A 16322-nucleotide genomic window follows, 5' to 3' on the forward strand; every position below is an offset into this window, starting at 1 on the left:
CCGTTGTCCGGCCTGCCGGTCGATTCCGTTGTGTTTCGGCTCCGTGGTGGCGGGGTATCCGCCACTTCATGTCGACGATCGTTGCGGTGTTGCTGGCGGGGGTGCTCGGTGCCGCGGTGCTCCTGGCGATCGCCGCAGTTCGCGGGCGGTCGGGTCGGCTCGAAGATCCGGTCGGCGCTGAGGTCACCGAACACTGGCTGGTGGCGCGTGCTGCCGAGCATCCCCGGCTCCGCCGAGCTCTCCTCCGCGCCGATCGACGCACCTTCGGCGGCGTCGCGGTGGCGATCTCGTTCGCCGTTCTGGTTGCCGCCGGCGTGTTCATCGGGTGGGTGTTCGACACGGTCGACACCAGCCGCGGGTTTGCGCGATGGGACCAGTCGGTGGCGGACTGGGGTCCCGAACATGCCGACGACGCAACCGCGTCGATGATGAAGGTCATCACCCAACTCGGTGGCACCACGGTCCTCCTCGTGCTGATGGTGGTCGTCGGCCTCGTCGACTGGCGCCGACGCAAGGATGCGACGTCTCTCTGGTTCCTGCTCACCGTGGGCGTGGGTGTGGTGCTCATCAACAACGCGCTCAAACTGTGGATCGATCGCGAGCGACCCCCGGTCGACCACCTGGTCGGCGCAGCCGGCTCCTCGTTCCCATCCGGACACTCGTCTGCAGCCGCCGCCTGCTGGATGGCGATCGCACTCGTCGTCGGACGCTGGTTCCCCGCGCGTGTGCGCCCGTGGTTGTTCGCCGCCGCCGCTGCCATCGCCTGTCTCGTTGCCGCCAGCCGCACCCTGCTCGGGGTGCACTGGGTGACCGACGTGGTCGCCGGGCTCACGGTCGGCTGGGCCTGGTTCTTCGTGGTGGCGATCATCTTCGGTGGCCGGTTCCAGCGGTTCGGTGAGCCACTCGAGGACCTGGCAGCCACCCCGGCCGCCGACGAATCCCAACTGAACGGAGCCCGAAATGGGAACTGATTCCACGTCATCGGACAACCAGATCCGCGTCGGTGTCATCATCAACGAAGGAAAGGAACTCGGCGGTGGACTCGAGGAACTGCGGTCAGCGCTCGCCGACGCCGGCCACCCCGACCCGCCGTGGTGCGAGGTTTCGAAGAGCAAGAAGGCACCGAAGAAGATCCGCAAGCTCGTGGAGAAACACGGCATCGATCGCTTGCTGATGTGGGGTGGCGACGGCACCGTTCGCCGCGCGATCAACACGATCATCAGCGAGGGGTACGGCGACGTCTCGATCGGCATCCTGCCCGCGGGGACGGCAAATCTGCTCGCCAACAACCTCGACATCCCGATCGACCTGCGTGGCGCGGTCGACGTCGCGGTGCACGGCGACCCGCGACCGATCGACGTCGGCGAGATGAACGGGACGTACTTCGCCGTGATGGCCGGAACCGGCTTCGACGCGATGATGATCCGCGACGCCGACGACGGCGAGCTGAAGGAACGTTTCGGCCGAGCCGGCTACGTGGTGGCGGGGATGCGCAACCGCGACGTGAGCCCGGCCCACGCCGTGATCGAAGTCGACGGCACCCCCTGGTACACCGGCGACGCGAGCTGCGTGATCGTCGCGAACGTCGGCACGATCCTCGGCGGGCTCCAGGCGTTCCCGGACGCCTCGCCCACCGACGGACGACTCGATGTCGGTGTGGTCTCGGCCCGTTCGTCGACCGAGTGGATGCGCCTCCTCGCGAGTGCTGCCGTCAAGCGGGCACATCGATCACCCCTGACGAAGATGGTGACGGCCGAGAAACTCACCGTCACGCTCGACCGCTCGCTCCCGTGGGAGGTCGACGGTGGAGACCGGGATCGCACGGATGTCTTCGAGGTCCGGTGCCTGCCGAAGGCGATTCAGATCTGCCAACCGTGGACGACGGATCCGACAGCTGACACAGGGGAGACATCGCAATGAGTGCAACGGGAGACACCACAGCCGGCGACGACCAGGACGTCGGGGTGGAGCGCGCGGAGCAGTTCGCACGCGAGCACCCAGTCGTCGTCAAGTTCGGCCGGATCGGATGGATCGCGAAGGGAATCGTCTACGCGCTCACCGGCGTCCTGGCGGTGCTGATCGGCATCGATGCGTCCGATGGATCGACGTCGAACGGCGACGGCGGTCAGGAGGCGAGTCAGACGGGAGCGATTGCGCGGATCGCCGAGAATCCGGCGGGAGTCATCGTGCTGTGGGTGATGGCGATCGGCCTCGTGATCTACTCCGTATGGCGGATCGCCAGTGTGCTCCTCCCCGCTGACAACGACCTGAAGAGTTGGCTCACCCGAGGCGGTTACCTCGTCAGCGCCGTCACCTATCTCCTGCTCGCATGGACCGCAGTCACGTTCGCTCGAGCGCCGTCGAAGTCCGGTGAAGGAAGCTCGAGCGAGGACGGCAAGGTCGAGAGCTTCACCCGCGACTTCATGACCAACAACGCGGGACGAATCCTGATCTTCGTGATCGGCGTGGTCCTGTTCGTGATCGCAGGAGTGTTCCTGTGGAAGGCGATCAGCGCCACGTTCACGTCACAACTGCTTCCGGGCAGCGTCGGGCCGGTCTCGCATCGGGCACTCGTCGTGCTCGGGCGGATCGGCTGGGTGGGACGCTCCGCGATGATGGCACTGATCGGCTTCTTCCTCGCCCGAGCGGCCGTCCGCTTCGACCCCGACGACGCTCAGGGACTCGACGGCTCGCTCCGCAAGGCAGCGTCGTCCGGTGCCGGGATGTGGTTGGTCGTCGCCCTCGGACTCGGGTTGTTCGTGTACGGCGTGTTCTGCATCCTCAGCGCTCCCAAGCGGCGGATGGTCGGAGCGGACGAGTGAGCACCGAGACGACAATGTCGGAGACCCCGCCGACCGACGACCGGCCCTGGTGGAAGGCCACGTGGCCGCTGCATCGGCATCAGTGGTTCCAGCTCGGAGTCTCCCTGGTGGTGGTCGTCGCCGCGTTCACGCTGGTCGGCTGGCTGGCCACCGACGCGCTCGCGCCGAACGGCTTGACCCGGTTCGATCAGGACACCGCGGAACGGTTCGCCTCCGGGCGCACCGACCTGCAGACCGACCTCGCCCACTGGGGCTCCACTCTCGCAGCGACCCACATCAAGATCATCGCCACGGCGATCTTCGCCGTCGTGGCAACGCTGGCATGGAAACGCTGGCACGAAGCGGTGTTCCTCGCGCTGACGTTGATCTTCGAAGCGACCGCGTTCATCATCATCAGCTTCATCGTCGGGCGCGCCCGTCCCGACGTCGAGCGTCTGCTCGACTCCCCGGTCAACTCGAGCTTTCCGTCCGGTCACGTCGCGGCGGCCACGGTGTACGGCGCACTCGTCGTGATCGTGTTCTGGCACACCCGGAATCAGTGGGTCAGAGCGTTCGCTGTCGCCACGGTGATTGCGGTCATCGTCGCGGTGGCGTGGTCGCGGATGTATCAGGGCATGCATTTCCTGAGTGATGTGATCGCCGGCGTCGCTCTCGGAGTGGTGTCGTTGGTCGTGTGCCTCCGGATCCTCGGACCGCCGACCTCGTCGGGCTGACGCCGGTCGGAAAGGCCGGCGGGCGGTCAGGCCGGGAGTTCGCCCGCATCGGCTGCGACGAGCGCGGGAGGCCCGACGACGAGTGGGTCGGGTCGTCCGACGACGGAGTGGTCCTTGTCGGGATAGTCGAAACGATCGAGGACCGACCGCATCGCTTCGACCCGACCACGCTTCTTGTCGTTGCTGCGCACCACCGTCCACGGCACCTCGGTGTCGGTGTGCAGGAACATCGCCTCCTTGGCGACCGTGTACTCGTCCCACCGGTCGAGTGAAGCGAGATCGCTGGGGCTGAGCTTCCACTGGCGGACGGGGTCGATCCGTCGGATCGTGAAGCGCGTCACCTGCTCCTTGCGCGACACCGAGAACCACAACTTGATGACCGTCGTGTCCGATGCCTGCAGCGAGCGTTCGAACTCTGGCACGTGGCGCATGAACTCGCTGTACTGATCGTCCGTGCAGTACCCCATCACCCGGTCGACGACCGCACGCGTGTACCACGACCGATCGAACATCACGATCTCACCGGCTGTCGGCAGGTGTTCGATCCAGCGCTGGAAGTACCACTGACTCTGCTCGCGTCCGGTGGGGATTCCGAGCGCGACGACTCGCGCGAGACGCGGGTTGAGGTGCTCCATGAAGCGCTTGATCGTCCCGCCTTTTCCGGCGGCATCGCGACCCTCGAACACGATGCAGACCTTGTGGCCCGACTCCTGGAGCCATGCCTGCAGCTTCAACAGTTCGATCTGCAGGAGACGCTTGTTCTCCTCGTAGTCCTGGCGGGTCATCCGTTCGTCGTACGGGTAGCCCTCCATCCACGTCTTGATCGGGCGCCCGTCGGGGCCGATGAGCACCGGGTCGTCGATCTCGTCGAACGTCCCCTCGACGGACATGCCACGCTCGACGAACTCGTCCGCCGACAGGTCGGCTTGAAGCGCGTCGATCAGCTGCTCGAGTTCGACCGCTGGCATTCCGTGGTCGTTCCGGCCGGGGTACGCGTCGTCGGTCACGGCGGAAATGTAGGTGAGTCGGGACTGTCGCGTCGAACGGCTCGTTCTCTCCGAGAGAGTGTTTGGATCCCGACCGGTGCTGCTCGTCAACCGGCGGCGTCGTCATCGTCGCCGCGGCTGCGGATGAACTCCTTGACCTTTGCGATGGCGAAACCCCAGGCCTGGCCCGGTGACGGGTGGGATGGAACGAGGATCTCGTCGGGGTTCGTCAGCACGTCGACGACGACGGGACCATCGTGAGCCAGCGCCGCACGGATTCCGGACTCCAGGTCGTCCGGATCGGTGATCCGGATCCCACGCGCGCCCATTGCGGTGGCCACGTCGGCCAGGTTCGGGTTGTCGAGGACGGTGCCGAATTCGGGAAGCCCCGCTTCCTCCTGCTCGAGCTTGACCATGCCGAGTCGCTTGTTGTCGAACACGATCAGCTTGACGGGAAGCTCGCAGCTCACCGCGGTGATCAGGTCGCCGAGCAGCATCGTGAATCCACCGTCGCCGCAGAAGGCGATGACCTGACGGTCGGGGAACGAGCACTGGGCGCCGATCGCCTGCGGCATCGCGTTGGCCATCGAGCCGAGGTTGAACGATCCGAGCAGCCGTTGACCATTTCGCATCTCGACGAACCGTGAGAGCCAGACCGTCGACATCCCGGTGTCGGTGGTGAACACGGCGTCATCGTCCGCCATCCGACCGACGATGGCAGCGACCGCCTCGGGCCGAATGCGATGTTCTGGATTGTCCAGCTCCGCGCGAACCTCCCCGATCGGGTGGTCGTCGTGAGCGGGATCGGCGAGCCGGGCCTGACGCGAGCGCCAGCGCTCGTATTTGGCGCTGACCGAGTCGAGGTGCGACCGATCCCGCTTCGTCTCGACGAGATCGTTGAGGATCGAGACGGTCGCGGCGGCATCACCGACGAGACCGACGGCAACGGGAGCCCGACGACCGATGTGGTCGGAGCGCAGGTCGATCTGGATGACCGGAACGGAGTCGGAGAACCAGTCCCGATACGGGAAGTCGGACCCGACCATCACGAGCACGTCGGCGTCGTCGAAGGCATCGGCGGCGGCCGGGTTGCCGATCAACCCGTTCTGGCCGACGTTGAACGGGTTGTCCCAATCGAACGTCTCCTTCGCTTTGATCGTTGCCACGATCGGAGCAGCGAGCTTGTCGGCGAGGGCCAGTACCTGGTCCCGAGCGTTGCGGGCACCGATCCCGGCGAGGATGGTGACGTTCGTTGCGGCATCGATCTGCGCGACCGCCTTGTCGATCTCGTCCTGGGGAGCAGCGGCCGGGCGCGGCATGCCGAGCACCCTGATCGGTTCCGAGTCGACCTCGGCCGGTCCGACGTCGCCGGGGATGGAGAGCACTGCAACACCTCGCTGGGCGAGTGCGGCATCGAACGCCTCCTGCACGACGCGCGGTACCTGCGCCCCGTCGACGATCGTCTGGTTGTACACCGAGACGTCGCGGAAGAGGTGGTCGTTGTCGACCTCTTGAAAATAGTCGGTCCCGATCTCGGCGAGCGGAACCTGGCCCGTGATCGCGAGCACGGGCGCGTGACTCTTGGCAGCGTCGTAGAGACCGTTGAGCAGGTGGATCGATCCGGGTCCGACCGTGCCGGCGCACACCCCGAGGGTTCCGGTCAACTGCGCCTGCGCTCCGGCGGCATAGGCAGCGACCTCCTCGTGTCGCACCCCGACCCAGTCGATCCCGTCCGTGAGCCGAATTGCCTCGGTCACGCTGTTGAGCGCGTCACCGACGACTCCGAAGACGTGGGTGACCCCGTGGGCGACCAGTCCGTCGACCAGCACCTTGCTGATTGTCCGATCCGACATGTCCTCTCCTGTTCTCGGTCGGGTTCCCGGCCGTTCGTTCGCCCGAATGGACTTCCCGCCGGGGACCCGCGCAAAACGTCGCGGTCACACAGGCTTCGACCGAGCGACGCCGAAACCGTCCGCCCTGCGACAACGCGTCGGCGTCGCGCCAAACCATCGCTTGCAGCCTCGGGTGAGGGAGCTCTGTTCGCTGTAGCCGGCCATCGTCGCGAGGCGGCTGAGCGGGAGATCGGTGTCACGGAGATGGTGCGCCACGATCTCGCGACGCACGTCGTCGACCAGGATCTCGAAACTCGTTCCTTCGGCGGTCAGACGCCGCTGGACCGTGCGGGGGTGCATCGCGAGGCGATCGGCGATCGGCGATCGGTTCGAGTGCGAGGCCCCCGGTCGGCAGCATCCGCCGGATCATGTCCCGGATCGCAGGTGAGAGCTCGCCCGTCGGCGGTGGGAGACGCTCGCGAGGTACTCGCCGACGACTCGATGGACCTCGGCGTCAGCGGCCACCGGTCGCGCGAGCTCGGCCCGGAGGATCGTGAAGCTGCTGCTCTCGGCACCGAACCGGATTCGGGATCCGAAATATGCGGAATAGGCGTCCACCGGACCGAGCGGGCGGTGGGGAAGATCGACCGCGACCGGCGACCAGCCATCGCCCAACAGCAGCCGCATGATCCGCAGCGCGACTCCGAGTGTCAGCGCGGTTGCCTGGCGGTGATCGGGCGGGCGGTCGACCTGGATGGTGAATCGGAGGCCGACGGTGCGCTCGCCTCCGGTGTCGACCAACGCGGTCGAGACCGCCGGGCTGTAGACGGACAGGTACCGCGAGGCGGACATGATCGCGCCGGCGACGTTCGGTGCGGTTCGCACGGCGACTCCGACGGGGCCGAGGATCTCGACGCCCTGCATCATCGCGAGTCGCCGGCCGAAGTCGGCGGCGTCGGTGGCGCGGGACGCATCCTCGAGGACCTCGATCAACGACGCGTACGCGATCAGCGCCTCCTCGTCGCCCGCCGCCAGGGGGTCGACGCCAGCGGAGCCGATCACCGCCATCGCACCAGCGATCGACGTCGCCGACGATGCTGACATCGACGTCGTCGATGCGGCCGGATGCTGGGTGACCCCGGGATTCGTGGATCTGCACACGCACTACGACGCCGACGTCGAGGTCCATCCACAGCTGTCCGAGTCGCTCCGTCACGGAGTGACGACCGCCCTGATCGGGTCGTGCGGGTTGTCGCTGGTCGTCGGCGAACCCGAGGACCTCGCCGAACCGTTCTGCCGAGTCGAGGGGATCCCGCGCGACACCGTGCTGCCGCTGCTCGAGAAGATCGTCGACTGGACATCGCCGGCCGAGTACGTCGATCACCTCCGTTCGCTGCCACTCGGTCCGAACATCGTCGGCATGCTGGGTCACTCGACTGCCCGGAGTCATGTGATGGGCCTTGGGCGAAGCCTCGAACCGTGCAGCCGACCGAGAGCGAGATCGACGCGATGCGTCGCCTCCTCGTGTGAGTCGATCGCGGGCAGGAACCGATCGTCACGTTCCTCGACCTCCGGGTGGCGCACGGCAACGACCTCCGCTGGTACAGCGTGGTCGCCAACTCGAACTCGGACCGTCTCGAACAGATCATGAGCCACCCCGCTGCGATGATCGGCTTCTCCGATGCGGGTGCCCATCTGCGCAACATGGCCTTGTACAACTTCCCGCTCCGGATACTCAAGCGGGTCCGTGACGCCGAGCTTGCCGGTTGCCCGTTCATGACGATCGAGCATGCGGTGCACAAACTGACCGCTGACATCGCCGACTTCCACCGCATCGACGCGGGACGGCTGGCACCCGGCAAGCGGGCCGATGTCGTCGTCCTCGATCCGACGCACCTGGACGAGATCCACGAGCAGCCGATGCCCGGCTTCGGCCAACTCGACCGCCTCGTTCGGCGCACCGACGACACGGTCCGCGCGGTGTTCGTGAACGGCAACTGCGCCTGGTCCGGTGGCGTGCCCGCCGACGATCTCGGCACCAGCCGCCGGTACGGCACCGTCCTCGCCGGAGCGGCCGCAGGCTGAGGAACCGGTCAGCTCTTTGCGGTGCCCCGGAACTTCCACCAGCCGTACGCGACTCCCGCGACGACGAGCAGCGCACAGATGAGCGTGAGCCAGAGCAGGCCCTTGATCACCGTGCCCAGGACCCCGAGCAGAAGCAGGACGATGATGATCAGGACGAGCGCAGTCATCGCGCTGCAGTACCCGAACCCGGGGGAGTCAAACGCCGACGTCAGACTTTCGGGATTCGTGGCGACGGGACACACGTACGGGGTCTAGATTCCCCCGATGCACGACGCTCCCGCCGACCGATTGCGACGCCCGATCGGGCCGTGTCGGCGATGACCGACGACCATCGCGAAGCGGCGGTCGGGCTGGACTTCGAGCATCTGTTCACCTCGCTGGCCTCGCCGATGGCGCTGTTGGCCGGGTCAGCCCGGTTCGAGTTGCTCGCTGTGAACGATGCGTACTGTGAGATGACCGGCCGCTCCAGGGCGTCGCTGGTCGGCACGGGCCTGTTCGATGCGTTCCCCGATGTGGCGACGGAAGGAGGCGAGGAGGCGCTGCGGGCATCGTTCGACTCAGCGCTCACCCAGGGGACCCCCCAGGTGATGCCGTTGCACCGGTACGACATCGACGACGGGAACGGGATGTCGGAGCGGTACTGGTCGATCACCAACACTCCCGTCACGGACCCGGAATCGGGTCGCAGGTTCATCCTGATCCACCCCGAGGAGGTCACGTCGTTCGTGCCACCGCGGCTCGCACGTGAAGCGACGGGAACACCGCCATCGACCGCCGGGCAGACGCGTGCCGTGAACACGGTGTTCACCGCGACGATCGAACGGCTGCAGCACCTCAACGATCTCACCGCGGCGCTCGTGGGATCGACCACGGCCGACGAGGTGTCGCGAGCATTGCTGCGGGACGGGCTCGGCCTCGCCGCAGCGGCGGCCGGGTCGGTGATCAGCAAGGACGGCAATCGCTTCGACATCCTCGCCGTCGAAGGCCTCACCGATGACCTCGCCACGGCGTGGAAGTCGTTTCCCTTCGCCCCCGGAACCGAGCCGTTCTCAGACGCCATCGAGTCGGGCGAGCCCGCGTTCTTCGCCTGCCGGGACGACTTCTTGTCGTCGTACCCCCACCTGGCCGAGTACCTCGAGGATGATCACCACGCGTGGGCGGTGCTGCCCTTTCGCGACGGTGAGCGAACGCTCGGAGCGTTCGGCCTGATCTACACCGAGCAGACAGATTTCGACCACACGCACCGTTTGCTGCTGTACACGATCGCCAGCCTGGCGAGCCAGGCGATGTCTCGCGCGCGTTTGATCTCCGAGCAGACGATGGCGATCCAGTCGTTCGATCGCGCATTGCTGGACATGGTGGTCGACGACATCGACGACTTCGTCGTGTCCGGGCTGTACCGCCCGTCGAGCCTGACCATCACGGCCGGCGGTGACTGGTACGACATCGTCGAGCTGACCGACACCACCACCTTGATCGTGATCGGCGACATCGCCAGCCACGGACCGACCGTGGTGGGCGAGATGGCGCACGCCCGCTCCGTGGTGCGAGCCGTCGCACTCGGAGGTTCGCGCAGCGATGACATCGCGACGCAGACGTCCAAGGCGATCGAGCATTTCGGCGACGGCCACGCCACCGCCACGATCGCGATGTACGACCATGTGTCGCGGACGTTGACGTGGTCGAGCGCCGGTCATCCGCCGGCGGTGTTCGTTCCGGCCGATCTCGCCGCTCCGGTCGAGTTGCTCGACGCGCCGCACGGGGCTCCGCTCGGGTTCGAATCCGACTTCGGGTTCAGTGAACGTCTCATCCAGCCGGGTGATCGGTTGATCCTCTACACCGATGGTCTCGTCGAGACGCCGGGCGTCGACCTCGACCAGGCCTTCGATCACCTCACGGAGTTCGTCGAGGGGCGCCGACGCCGGTTGACCGTCGATGACCTGTTCGACGAGTTCCACCCGCAACATCAACAAGCCGACGACGTCGCCATCGTCTCCATCACGTGGCAGCGATGACTCCGCGACGAGCGCCCTGAGTCCTTCGCCGACGGAGGACTCAGACGTCGTCGCGCAGCAGGTCCCTGACCGCGCCGAAGACGTAGATGATCGACATCAGCAGGAAGATCGCGCCGACCGATGCGCGGATCTGATCCCGTCGCAGTGGAGAGCGGTCGGCGACCGGTGATGCCACGGCATCTGCCACTGAACTCCGCCACCCACGCAGGCCTGCCAATCCGACACTCTGTGCTTTCATGCGGCAGGAGTACCCCGGGTGACAAGGTTTCACGCCCTCCGATTCGACCCGGCCGGGATGTCGATGACCTACGATCACCGGGGTGTCGACGACGAGGACCCGCACGTGACCGCCGATCACACCGCCACCGGAGAATCGACGGATCACGACTCGACGATGAGTACGGTGGACGATCAGTTCCGGTCGCTCATGGAGGGGCTGCGCACCTCGCTGCCGGGCATCCAGGTGTTGTTCGCGTTCTTGTTGATCACGCCGCTGCAATCTGCATTCAGCGATTTCACCGATGTCGAGCGTGCGGCGTTCGCGATCGCCTTCTACTCCTCGGGGGTGGCGTCGGTGTTGCTCATCGCTCCGAGTGTGCATCAACGCGTCCGTGCGCCGGATTCCGGACTGACTCGACGATCGAAACGTCATCTCATCTGGGCGACCTGGCTGGCGATCAGCGGTTCGATCGTGATGGCCGTCGCCGTTTCGGCGACCGTCTACCTCGTGTCGAGTCTCGTCTTCGACAGCGTCGTCGCCGCGGGTGCCGCGGCCGGAATCGCAGCGCTGCTGGGCTGGGCGTGGTTCTACCTCCCGATGGTCACCTTCCGACACGAGAGCGACGTCGACGCCGATCATCGGCGGAGCGTCCGGCGTGGTTGACCCCGTCGATCGGGTTCAACCCTGCGCGGGCTGACAGGTGGGGCACCAGTAGGTCGATCGTTCGGTTCGTTCGCCCGCGGCCGAGAAGCTGATGGCGTTGTCGCAGCGGCGACACGCGAAGCGGTGGCGGCCGTAGACGTAGGTCCGCCCAGGATTCCCGGCGCCTGTGGTGGATCGGTAGGGACGTCCACGGTTCGCGACGAGTTGCCGGTGTGCGACCGACCACATTCGTGTGAGCTGTTCATCGGACGTTGCGCCGACGGAGGTGAACGGGTGGAGACCGGCGACGAAGAGCGTTTCGCTCTTGAACACGTTTCCGACGCCCGCAGCAACGTGCTGGTTCAACAGCAGTTCGGCGAGTGACGTGTCCTGCTCGATGCTGCGGCTGCGCTCCAGCACGGCATCGAGGTCGGTGTCGTCATCGCTCAGATCGGGTCCGAGACGATCGGCGGGTGCGTTTCCGGAATCTCGAAGGTGGGTCGAAATGTCTGGCGCGGCGAAACAGAGCGCCCGGCCGAGGGCGGTCTCGATCACGATTCGCAGCCGAGGGTCGCGCGGAGCCGGGCGATCGACCGGGCCGGCGCGCCAGGTCCCTGACATTCCGAGATGGGTGTGGAGTACCAGTCGGCGGTCGAACTCGATCAACAGGTACTTGCCGACGGCGTCGACCCGATGGATGCGGTCACCGACCCGCGGCCGGTAGCCGCGAAGTTTCCTGAACCACAGGTCGGTGACGACCTGACCTTCCAGGATCGGCGTCAGGACCTCTGCGGCGCGTCGAAGCGTGTCGCCTTCAGGCATGGGTCCAGGACATCGGTTGGTGCCCGTTCACCGCCGCCGTTTCAGCCCGTCGATCGAAGGTCATGAACGCCTCGGAGAAGGACAGGGTCGATCGGGCCTGTGCCGTGGAGCACGCTGATGTCACCCGTGGTCTCGAGGACAACTGCACGCACGCTCGAGAGATCGAGGGCGTTCGCCTCCCGCAACTTGGCTCGGACATCGGACTCGGTGACGCGACATCGGGTGAGGGCATCGTCGATCACGACTCCCTCGGACATGAGCAGCACGGGCTCGTTGTCGACGACCTTGCCGAACGATGCACGACGCCGCAGCACGGCGATCACCGCCTGGACGACGAGGAGCGCGGCGATTGCGAGCGCCCCGTTCGCCAGGGGTGTCGTCGTCGTCACGGTCGAGGCCGTGATCGAACCGATCGCCACCGTGACGGCGAAATCGAAGCTCGACATCTTCGACAGTGATCGCAGCCCGATGATGCGGATGATGCCGATGACGGCGATCATCATCAGGAGCGCGGACAGCACGATGCTGACGGCGTCGCTCCACGAACTCCAGAGCCAGTTCGCGATCACGGCTGACGAATCCCCACGGCCACCTCGGCCATGATGCGACACCGTGCCAGTTGGCCGTCCTCGGTCGCACGCCCCGACAGGTTCAGGTGGGTGAATCTCCCGCCGGCGCGGAGTTGTCGACCGAACGTGATCGCCGAGTCGATCCCGGCGAGTTCGGGGTCGCGCGCGGTTCGGAACGCGCGGACCAGCTCGGGTGGGAGCAGCAATCCCGGGAAGCTCGTGAGCGCATGGAGCGACGCGAGATCGCTGATCACGGGGACGGGAGCGGCGACCGCCATCGTCACGCCGCACTCCGTGGCATCGGCGGCAAACCGTTCGAGTTCGTCGAGACCGCCACAGTGGTTCAGGATCGCGACGTCGGCACCGGCGCGCTGCTTCTGCGCCAGTCGCCAGGCGCGACGGTGAACCGGGGAACTTCCCGGGCTCTCGGCCACCGCGACGTAGCCACCGAGTGAACGCGCCAGAGCGGCGAGACGGGTGCCGTCGAGGGCGAAGGTGGCGGTCGCATCAGGCCCGAAGCGCGCTGCGGGATGGTCGCCGGTCACGCACAGAATTGCGTCGGCGCCTGCGTCGACGAGGTCGCCGATCGCCTTGCGGCACTCCCTGACGGACCGATTGCGACACGCGACCGTCGCCGTCACGGTCAGGCCACGAGCCGCGACGCGGCTGACGACGTCGGGCACGGACACGTGCGCCGGGTCATCCACGTGATCACCGATCAGCCCGCCGACGCCTGCGTCGACGAGGATGTCGATCGACTCGTCGAAATCGCTGGCCGACGGGTCGGGACGGATGTCGACGACGATGTCCGGCAGTCGTGGGGGACGTGGCTCGTGCGGGCGACGCCGCCACGGCGGAGCGCCCTCGGTGACGAAGGGGCACGGTCGCGAGTCGACTTCGCACCCCCCGATGGCGGTGACGCCTCCGCACGGTCCGAAGACCATCGATTTCGGGCAGGCTTCCACGAAGCTCCTAACCCGCGCTCGTGTCGTCATCGAACGGGAGGTCGACGACCACACCCGTACCGACATCGTCGTGGCCGATCACGTCGAGCCGGCAACCGAGGTCGATGTCGGAGGAGATCAAGGCGAGCCCGAGATTCGTGCCGAAGCGTGGTGACCACGCGGCGGCGCGAAGTTGGCCGACCGGACGACCCTGGGCCTCGACGAAAAGTGGCTGCTGGAGGGGCTCGATCTTCGATCCGTCGAGGCGCAGTCCTCGAAGCCGGCGCTCCGGTCGTCGACGTGCGAGTTGCTCGAGGGCCACCCGTCCTTCGAAGTGGCCGCACCTCAGATCGACGAGGTCTCCGAGACCGAGTTCGTACGGGTCGGCGTGGTAGCCGGTGTCGGTTCCGTACGAGAGGAGCACGTTCTCGATCCGTTCGGACGGATTCGGCGCGCCGGGTCCGATGTCGAGTGACGCCCCGGCGTCCGCAACCAGGTGCCAGAGATCGTCGGCTCCGTCGGGATCGTCGAGGAAGAACTCGAATCCACCCTGGGTGCTCCATCCCGACCGGGAAACCCGGATGTGGAGTCCGTCGAGTTCGGTCGATTGGAAGTGAAGCGATTCGAGGGCATTCATCGACCCGAGACCGAGCGCCTCCATCACCCCGGAGCTCTTCGGACCCTGCACTGCGAGCGTCGCGGTGTCGAGTTCGGTGACCGTGCAGTCGAGTCCGTGCGCTCTCGCCGTGGCATCGACCCAGAGTCGGATGTCACTGTCGGCGATCGAGAAGCGCCACTCCCGGTCGGCAACGTGGAACAGCACCGGGTCGTTGATCAATCGGCCCTGATGATCGGCCATCGGGGCGTATGTGGCCGTCCCCACTGCGACCGACGAGGTGTCGATGACCGTGACCAGTTGGACCACGTCGTCGGCATCCTCGCCGGCGACCTCGATGTGTCGCTGGGCCGCCACATCCCACATCGAGACACCGGTCGTGAGCCGTTCGTATTCCTCGTCCGGATGCCCGTAGCCCATGGGCAGCCACATGTGATTGTAGGAGCTCACCGAGTGCAACCCGGCCGCCAGAGTGGCGTCGAAGAAGGGCGACTGTCGAACCCGCGGTCCGATCGAAGCGAGAACATCGCGGTCGACTGCCATGAGGGGTCGATACCCGAACTCCTGGCGTTCAATCCCTCCGATCGCTGTCGCCATGAATTCGGAGTGGCAACGAATACCGACGCTCACGCCTGGGTACGTCCGGGACATGTCCGATGTTCCGAACTCGCCCCAACCGATCATTCCGGAGCCGGACCCCACCCACACGCCGACCATTCCCGACCCCGATCCGAATCACGTGCCGCCCGTGCCACCGACGGTGCCGGATCCGGATCCGCAGACGCCCGAACCCGGTCCGTTGGCCTGAATCACACCCCCACCCCACCCCCACACAAGGAGCAATGCACTCATGTCTCAAGATGCCAAGACGACCAAGGATCTGATCGAAGTTCTCGAAGACGGCCGCAAGGGATTCGCCGAGGGCGCCGACAAGCTCAAGGCACTCGACCGACCCGACCTCGCAGCCATCTTCGAACGCCACGCGCAGGAGCGCCAGCAGTTCTCGAGCCAACTCGAGACGATGGCTGCCGCCTACGGCGATGACATCGACGAGGACGGTTCGGTTGCTGCCGCGGTGCACCGCGGTTGGATGACGTTGAAGGACGCGATCTCGGGGTCGGACCCGGACGGCGTCCTCAGTGCTGCGGTCCAGGGCGAGGATCACGCAGTCGAGAAGTACGAGAAGGCGCTGGACGCCGACATCTCGGCCGATCTGCGCACCACGGTGAGCGCTCAACTGGCCGACATCACCCGGGCGCGCGACGAGGTCAAGACTCAGCTGGACGCCGCCAGCTGATCCGGCCGATCTGCCGGTCGCTCGGTGTCGGCTCACCCGTCGGGTGGGTCGACACTGGGCGTTCCGGGCCCTCGAGCATGGCGGATCGGTCGTACCCTCGCACGCGATGAGACTGTTCTTCGTTCGGCACGGCGACGCGTTCGCCGGTTTCCACGGGCCGATCGGCGGGCCGACGGGTTGCCGTGGTTTGACCGACCTCGGTCGTTCTCAGGCCCACGCTCTGAAGGATCTGTTGGCCACCGGTCGGGTCGACGTCGATGAGCTGGTCACCAGCGAGATTCCGCGAGCGATCGAGACCGCCGAGATCATCGCCCCGGCGATCGGTCACGCGAACGTTCCTCGCGACTGCGCGCTGTGTGAAGTCCACACCGGTGAAGCCGACGGAGTCGATTGGGTCGACTACCCGACGCGCTTCGGATCGTTCGACATGATCGACGAGCCCGACCGCCCGTTTGCGCCCGGTGGCGACAGCTGGAACAGCTTCCACGAGCGGGTCGACGACACGATGCATCGCCTCGCCTCCGACCATCCCGCGCAGACGGTGATGGCGGTGTGCCACGCGGGGGTGATCGCAGCCTCGTTGCGCGTCCGGCTTGGCGTCCCGAACGGTGAGCACATCGCTCGACTGGTACCGACCCACACCGGGCTGACCGAGTGGGAGTTCGACGAGCTGACGCGGCAATGGACGCTGCGCGCGTACAACGATGCTCGCCACCTCGAGTGAGGTATGGATCGGCGGGCAGCGGGGTATCGATCGAT

Annotated in this window: 20 protein-coding genes; 10 read left to right on the forward strand and 10 right to left on the reverse strand. The window is 66.5% G+C overall.

The genetic code is table 11. The annotated features are described in order from the left end of the window. The first annotated feature begins 68 nt into the window (after nt 1–68). Genes WBV89_RS08670 through WBV89_RS08685 form a run of 4 tightly spaced genes read left to right on the forward strand, consistent with a single transcriptional unit; the run spans nt 69 to nt 3535 of the window. The gene (locus tag WBV89_RS08670; RefSeq protein WP_423980937.1) at nt 69–971 is read left to right on the forward strand and encodes a phosphatase PAP2 family protein; all 903 of its coding nucleotides are present in this window, start codon (nt 69–71) and stop codon (nt 969–971) included. Beyond that, on the forward strand, nt 961–1920 hold the full coding sequence (locus tag WBV89_RS08675) for a diacylglycerol/lipid kinase family protein (protein ID WP_423980938.1): 960 nt from the start codon (nt 961–963) through the stop codon (nt 1918–1920). Before WBV89_RS08670 ends, WBV89_RS08675 begins: the two co-directional genes overlap by 11 nt. After that, nucleotides 1917–2822, forward strand: coding sequence for a DUF1206 domain-containing protein (locus WBV89_RS08680; RefSeq protein ID WP_423980939.1), 906 nt, complete (start codon nt 1917–1919; stop codon nt 2820–2822). The genes WBV89_RS08675 and WBV89_RS08680 overlap by 4 nt, the downstream gene beginning before the upstream one ends. Beyond that, complete coding sequence (locus WBV89_RS08685) at nt 2819–3535, forward strand: phosphatase PAP2 family protein (protein ID WP_423980940.1); 717 nt, start codon at nt 2819–2821, stop codon at nt 3533–3535. The genes WBV89_RS08680 and WBV89_RS08685 overlap by 4 nt, the downstream gene beginning before the upstream one ends. Nucleotides 3536–3561: 26 nt before the next feature. On the opposite strand, the gene ppk2 is transcribed toward WBV89_RS08685, so the two are convergent. The 4 genes from ppk2 to WBV89_RS08705 all read right to left on the reverse strand — a co-directional run bounded on the left by ppk2 (nt 3562) and on the right by WBV89_RS08705 (nt 7457). Beyond that, nucleotides 3562–4425, reverse strand: coding sequence for a polyphosphate kinase 2 (gene ppk2 / locus WBV89_RS08690; RefSeq protein ID WP_423980974.1), 864 nt, complete (start codon nt 4423–4425; stop codon nt 3562–3564). A 203-nt stretch (nt 4426–4628) separates the two neighbouring features. Then, complete coding sequence (locus WBV89_RS08695; RefSeq protein WP_423980941.1) at nt 4629–6374, reverse strand: thiamine pyrophosphate-dependent enzyme; 1746 nt, start codon at nt 6372–6374, stop codon at nt 4629–4631. 84 nt (nt 6375–6458) lie between these two features. Next, the gene (locus WBV89_RS08700; RefSeq protein ID WP_423980975.1) at nt 6459–6731 is read right to left on the reverse strand and encodes a helix-turn-helix transcriptional regulator; all 273 of its coding nucleotides are present in this window, start codon (nt 6729–6731) and stop codon (nt 6459–6461) included. 48 nt (nt 6732–6779) lie between these two features. Continuing rightward, nucleotides 6780–7457: an AraC family transcriptional regulator gene (locus WBV89_RS08705; RefSeq protein WP_423980942.1), complete on the reverse strand. Its 678-nt coding sequence runs from the start codon at nt 7455–7457 to the stop codon at nt 6780–6782. Between WBV89_RS08705 and WBV89_RS08710 the strand changes: the two genes are divergently transcribed. Continuing rightward, nucleotides 7456–8004 carry an amidohydrolase family protein gene (locus WBV89_RS08710; RefSeq protein WP_423980976.1) on the forward strand — a complete coding sequence of 183 codons (549 nt, stop codon included), beginning with the start codon at nt 7456–7458 and terminating at the stop codon, nt 8002–8004. The two genes, WBV89_RS08705 and WBV89_RS08710, sit on opposite strands and share 2 nt — an antisense overlap. Further along, nucleotides 7929–8438, forward strand: coding sequence for an amidohydrolase family protein (locus tag WBV89_RS08715; protein ID WP_423980943.1), 510 nt, complete (start codon nt 7929–7931; stop codon nt 8436–8438). The genes WBV89_RS08710 and WBV89_RS08715 overlap by 76 nt, the downstream gene beginning before the upstream one ends. 8 nt (nt 8439–8446) lie before the next feature. Here WBV89_RS08715 and WBV89_RS08720 read toward each other — a convergent pair whose 3' ends face one another. Next, complete coding sequence (locus WBV89_RS08720; protein ID WP_423980944.1) at nt 8447–8605, reverse strand: hypothetical protein; 159 nt, start codon at nt 8603–8605, stop codon at nt 8447–8449. A gap of 150 nt (nt 8606–8755) precedes the next feature. Here WBV89_RS08720 and WBV89_RS08725 point away from each other — a divergent pair, with 150 nt between their 5' ends. Next, entirely contained in the window at nt 8756–10453 is a 1698-nt protein-coding gene (locus tag WBV89_RS08725; RefSeq protein ID WP_423980945.1) for a SpoIIE family protein phosphatase, read from the forward strand. A gap of 40 nt (nt 10454–10493) precedes the next feature. Here the strand turns inward: WBV89_RS08725 and WBV89_RS08730 are convergent, their stop codons facing one another. Then, the gene (locus WBV89_RS08730; protein ID WP_423980946.1) at nt 10494–10691 is read right to left on the reverse strand and encodes a hypothetical protein; all 198 of its coding nucleotides are present in this window, start codon (nt 10689–10691) and stop codon (nt 10494–10496) included. Nucleotides 10692–10754: 63 nt separating this feature from the next. Between WBV89_RS08730 and WBV89_RS08735 the strand changes: the two genes are divergently transcribed. Then, nucleotides 10755–11336 carry a DUF6328 family protein gene (locus WBV89_RS08735; protein ID WP_423980947.1) on the forward strand — a complete coding sequence of 194 codons (582 nt, stop codon included), beginning with the start codon at nt 10755–10757 and terminating at the stop codon, nt 11334–11336. Nucleotides 11337–11351: 15 nt separating this feature from the next. On the opposite strand, the gene WBV89_RS08740 is transcribed toward WBV89_RS08735, so the two are convergent. The 4 genes from WBV89_RS08740 to WBV89_RS08755 are packed head-to-tail and all read right to left on the reverse strand — an operon-like array spanning nt 11352 to nt 14698. Continuing rightward, nucleotides 11352–12137 (reverse strand): DNA-formamidopyrimidine glycosylase family protein, encoded by a 786-nt coding sequence (locus WBV89_RS08740; RefSeq protein ID WP_423980948.1) that lies wholly within the window; start codon nt 12135–12137, stop codon nt 11352–11354. Between the two features lie 41 nt (nt 12138–12178). Continuing rightward, nucleotides 12179–12706, reverse strand: coding sequence for a DUF421 domain-containing protein (locus tag WBV89_RS08745; protein WP_423980949.1), 528 nt, complete (start codon nt 12704–12706; stop codon nt 12179–12181). Further along, a complete protein-coding gene (locus WBV89_RS08750; RefSeq protein WP_423980950.1) occupies nt 12703–13737 on the reverse strand; it encodes a methylenetetrahydrofolate reductase C-terminal domain-containing protein in 1035 nt (344 codons plus the stop codon). The genes WBV89_RS08745 and WBV89_RS08750 overlap by 4 nt, the downstream gene beginning before the upstream one ends. Next, a complete protein-coding gene (locus WBV89_RS08755; RefSeq protein WP_423980951.1) occupies nt 13679–14698 on the reverse strand; it encodes a glycine cleavage T C-terminal barrel domain-containing protein in 1020 nt (339 codons plus the stop codon). Before WBV89_RS08755 ends, WBV89_RS08750 begins: the two co-directional genes overlap by 59 nt. 418 nt (nt 14699–15116) lie before the next feature. Between WBV89_RS08755 and WBV89_RS08760 the strand changes: the two genes are divergently transcribed. Next, the gene (locus WBV89_RS08760) at nt 15117–15563 is read left to right on the forward strand and encodes a ferritin-like domain-containing protein (protein WP_423980952.1); all 447 of its coding nucleotides are present in this window, start codon (nt 15117–15119) and stop codon (nt 15561–15563) included. Between the two features lie 106 nt (nt 15564–15669). Beyond that, entirely contained in the window at nt 15670–16287 is a 618-nt protein-coding gene (locus tag WBV89_RS08765; protein WP_423980953.1) for a histidine phosphatase family protein, read from the forward strand. Nucleotides 16288–16322 lie beyond the last annotated feature (35 nt).

It is taken from the genome of Ilumatobacter sp., from assembly GCF_049588435.1.
GTDB lineage: Bacteria > Actinomycetota > Acidimicrobiia > Acidimicrobiales > Ilumatobacteraceae > Ilumatobacter_A.

Excerpts from the sequence above, each read along its gene's own strand:
- WBV89_RS08725 (WP_423980945.1), top strand. The coding sequence starts at position 8,756 with ATGACCGACGACCATCGCGAAGCGGCGGTCGGGCTGGACTTCGAGCAT.
- WBV89_RS08670 (WP_423980937.1), top strand. The coding sequence starts at position 69 with ATGTCGACGATCGTTGCGGTGTTGCTGGCGGGGGTGCTCGGTGCCGCG.
- WBV89_RS08735 (WP_423980947.1), top strand. The coding sequence starts at position 10,755 with ATGACCTACGATCACCGGGGTGTCGACGACGAGGACCCGCACGTGACC.
- WBV89_RS08730 (WP_423980946.1), bottom strand. The coding sequence starts at position 10,691 with ATGAAAGCACAGAGTGTCGGATTGGCAGGCCTGCGTGGGTGGCGGAGT.
- WBV89_RS08675 (WP_423980938.1), top strand. The coding sequence starts at position 961 with ATGGGAACTGATTCCACGTCATCGGACAACCAGATCCGCGTCGGTGTC.
- WBV89_RS08750 (WP_423980950.1), bottom strand. The coding sequence starts at position 13,737 with ATGTCGGTACGGGTGTGGTCGTCGACCTCCCGTTCGATGACGACACGA.
- WBV89_RS08760 (WP_423980952.1), top strand. The coding sequence starts at position 15,117 with ATGTCTCAAGATGCCAAGACGACCAAGGATCTGATCGAAGTTCTCGAA.
- WBV89_RS08755 (WP_423980951.1), bottom strand. The coding sequence starts at position 14,698 with ATGTGGCTGCCCATGGGCTACGGGCATCCGGACGAGGAATACGAACGG.
- WBV89_RS08695 (WP_423980941.1), bottom strand. The coding sequence starts at position 6,374 with ATGTCGGATCGGACAATCAGCAAGGTGCTGGTCGACGGACTGGTCGCC.
- WBV89_RS08720 (WP_423980944.1), bottom strand. The coding sequence starts at position 8,605 with ATGACTGCGCTCGTCCTGATCATCATCGTCCTGCTTCTGCTCGGGGTC.
- WBV89_RS08765 (WP_423980953.1), top strand. The coding sequence starts at position 15,670 with ATGAGACTGTTCTTCGTTCGGCACGGCGACGCGTTCGCCGGTTTCCAC.
- WBV89_RS08740 (WP_423980948.1), bottom strand. The coding sequence starts at position 12,137 with ATGCCTGAAGGCGACACGCTTCGACGCGCCGCAGAGGTCCTGACGCCG.
- WBV89_RS08680 (WP_423980939.1), top strand. The coding sequence starts at position 1,917 with ATGAGTGCAACGGGAGACACCACAGCCGGCGACGACCAGGACGTCGGG.
- ppk2 (WP_423980974.1), bottom strand. The coding sequence starts at position 4,425 with ATGTCCGTCGAGGGGACGTTCGACGAGATCGACGACCCGGTGCTCATC.
- WBV89_RS08705 (WP_423980942.1), bottom strand. The coding sequence starts at position 7,457 with ATGTCAGCATCGTCGGCGACGTCGATCGCTGGTGCGATGGCGGTGATC.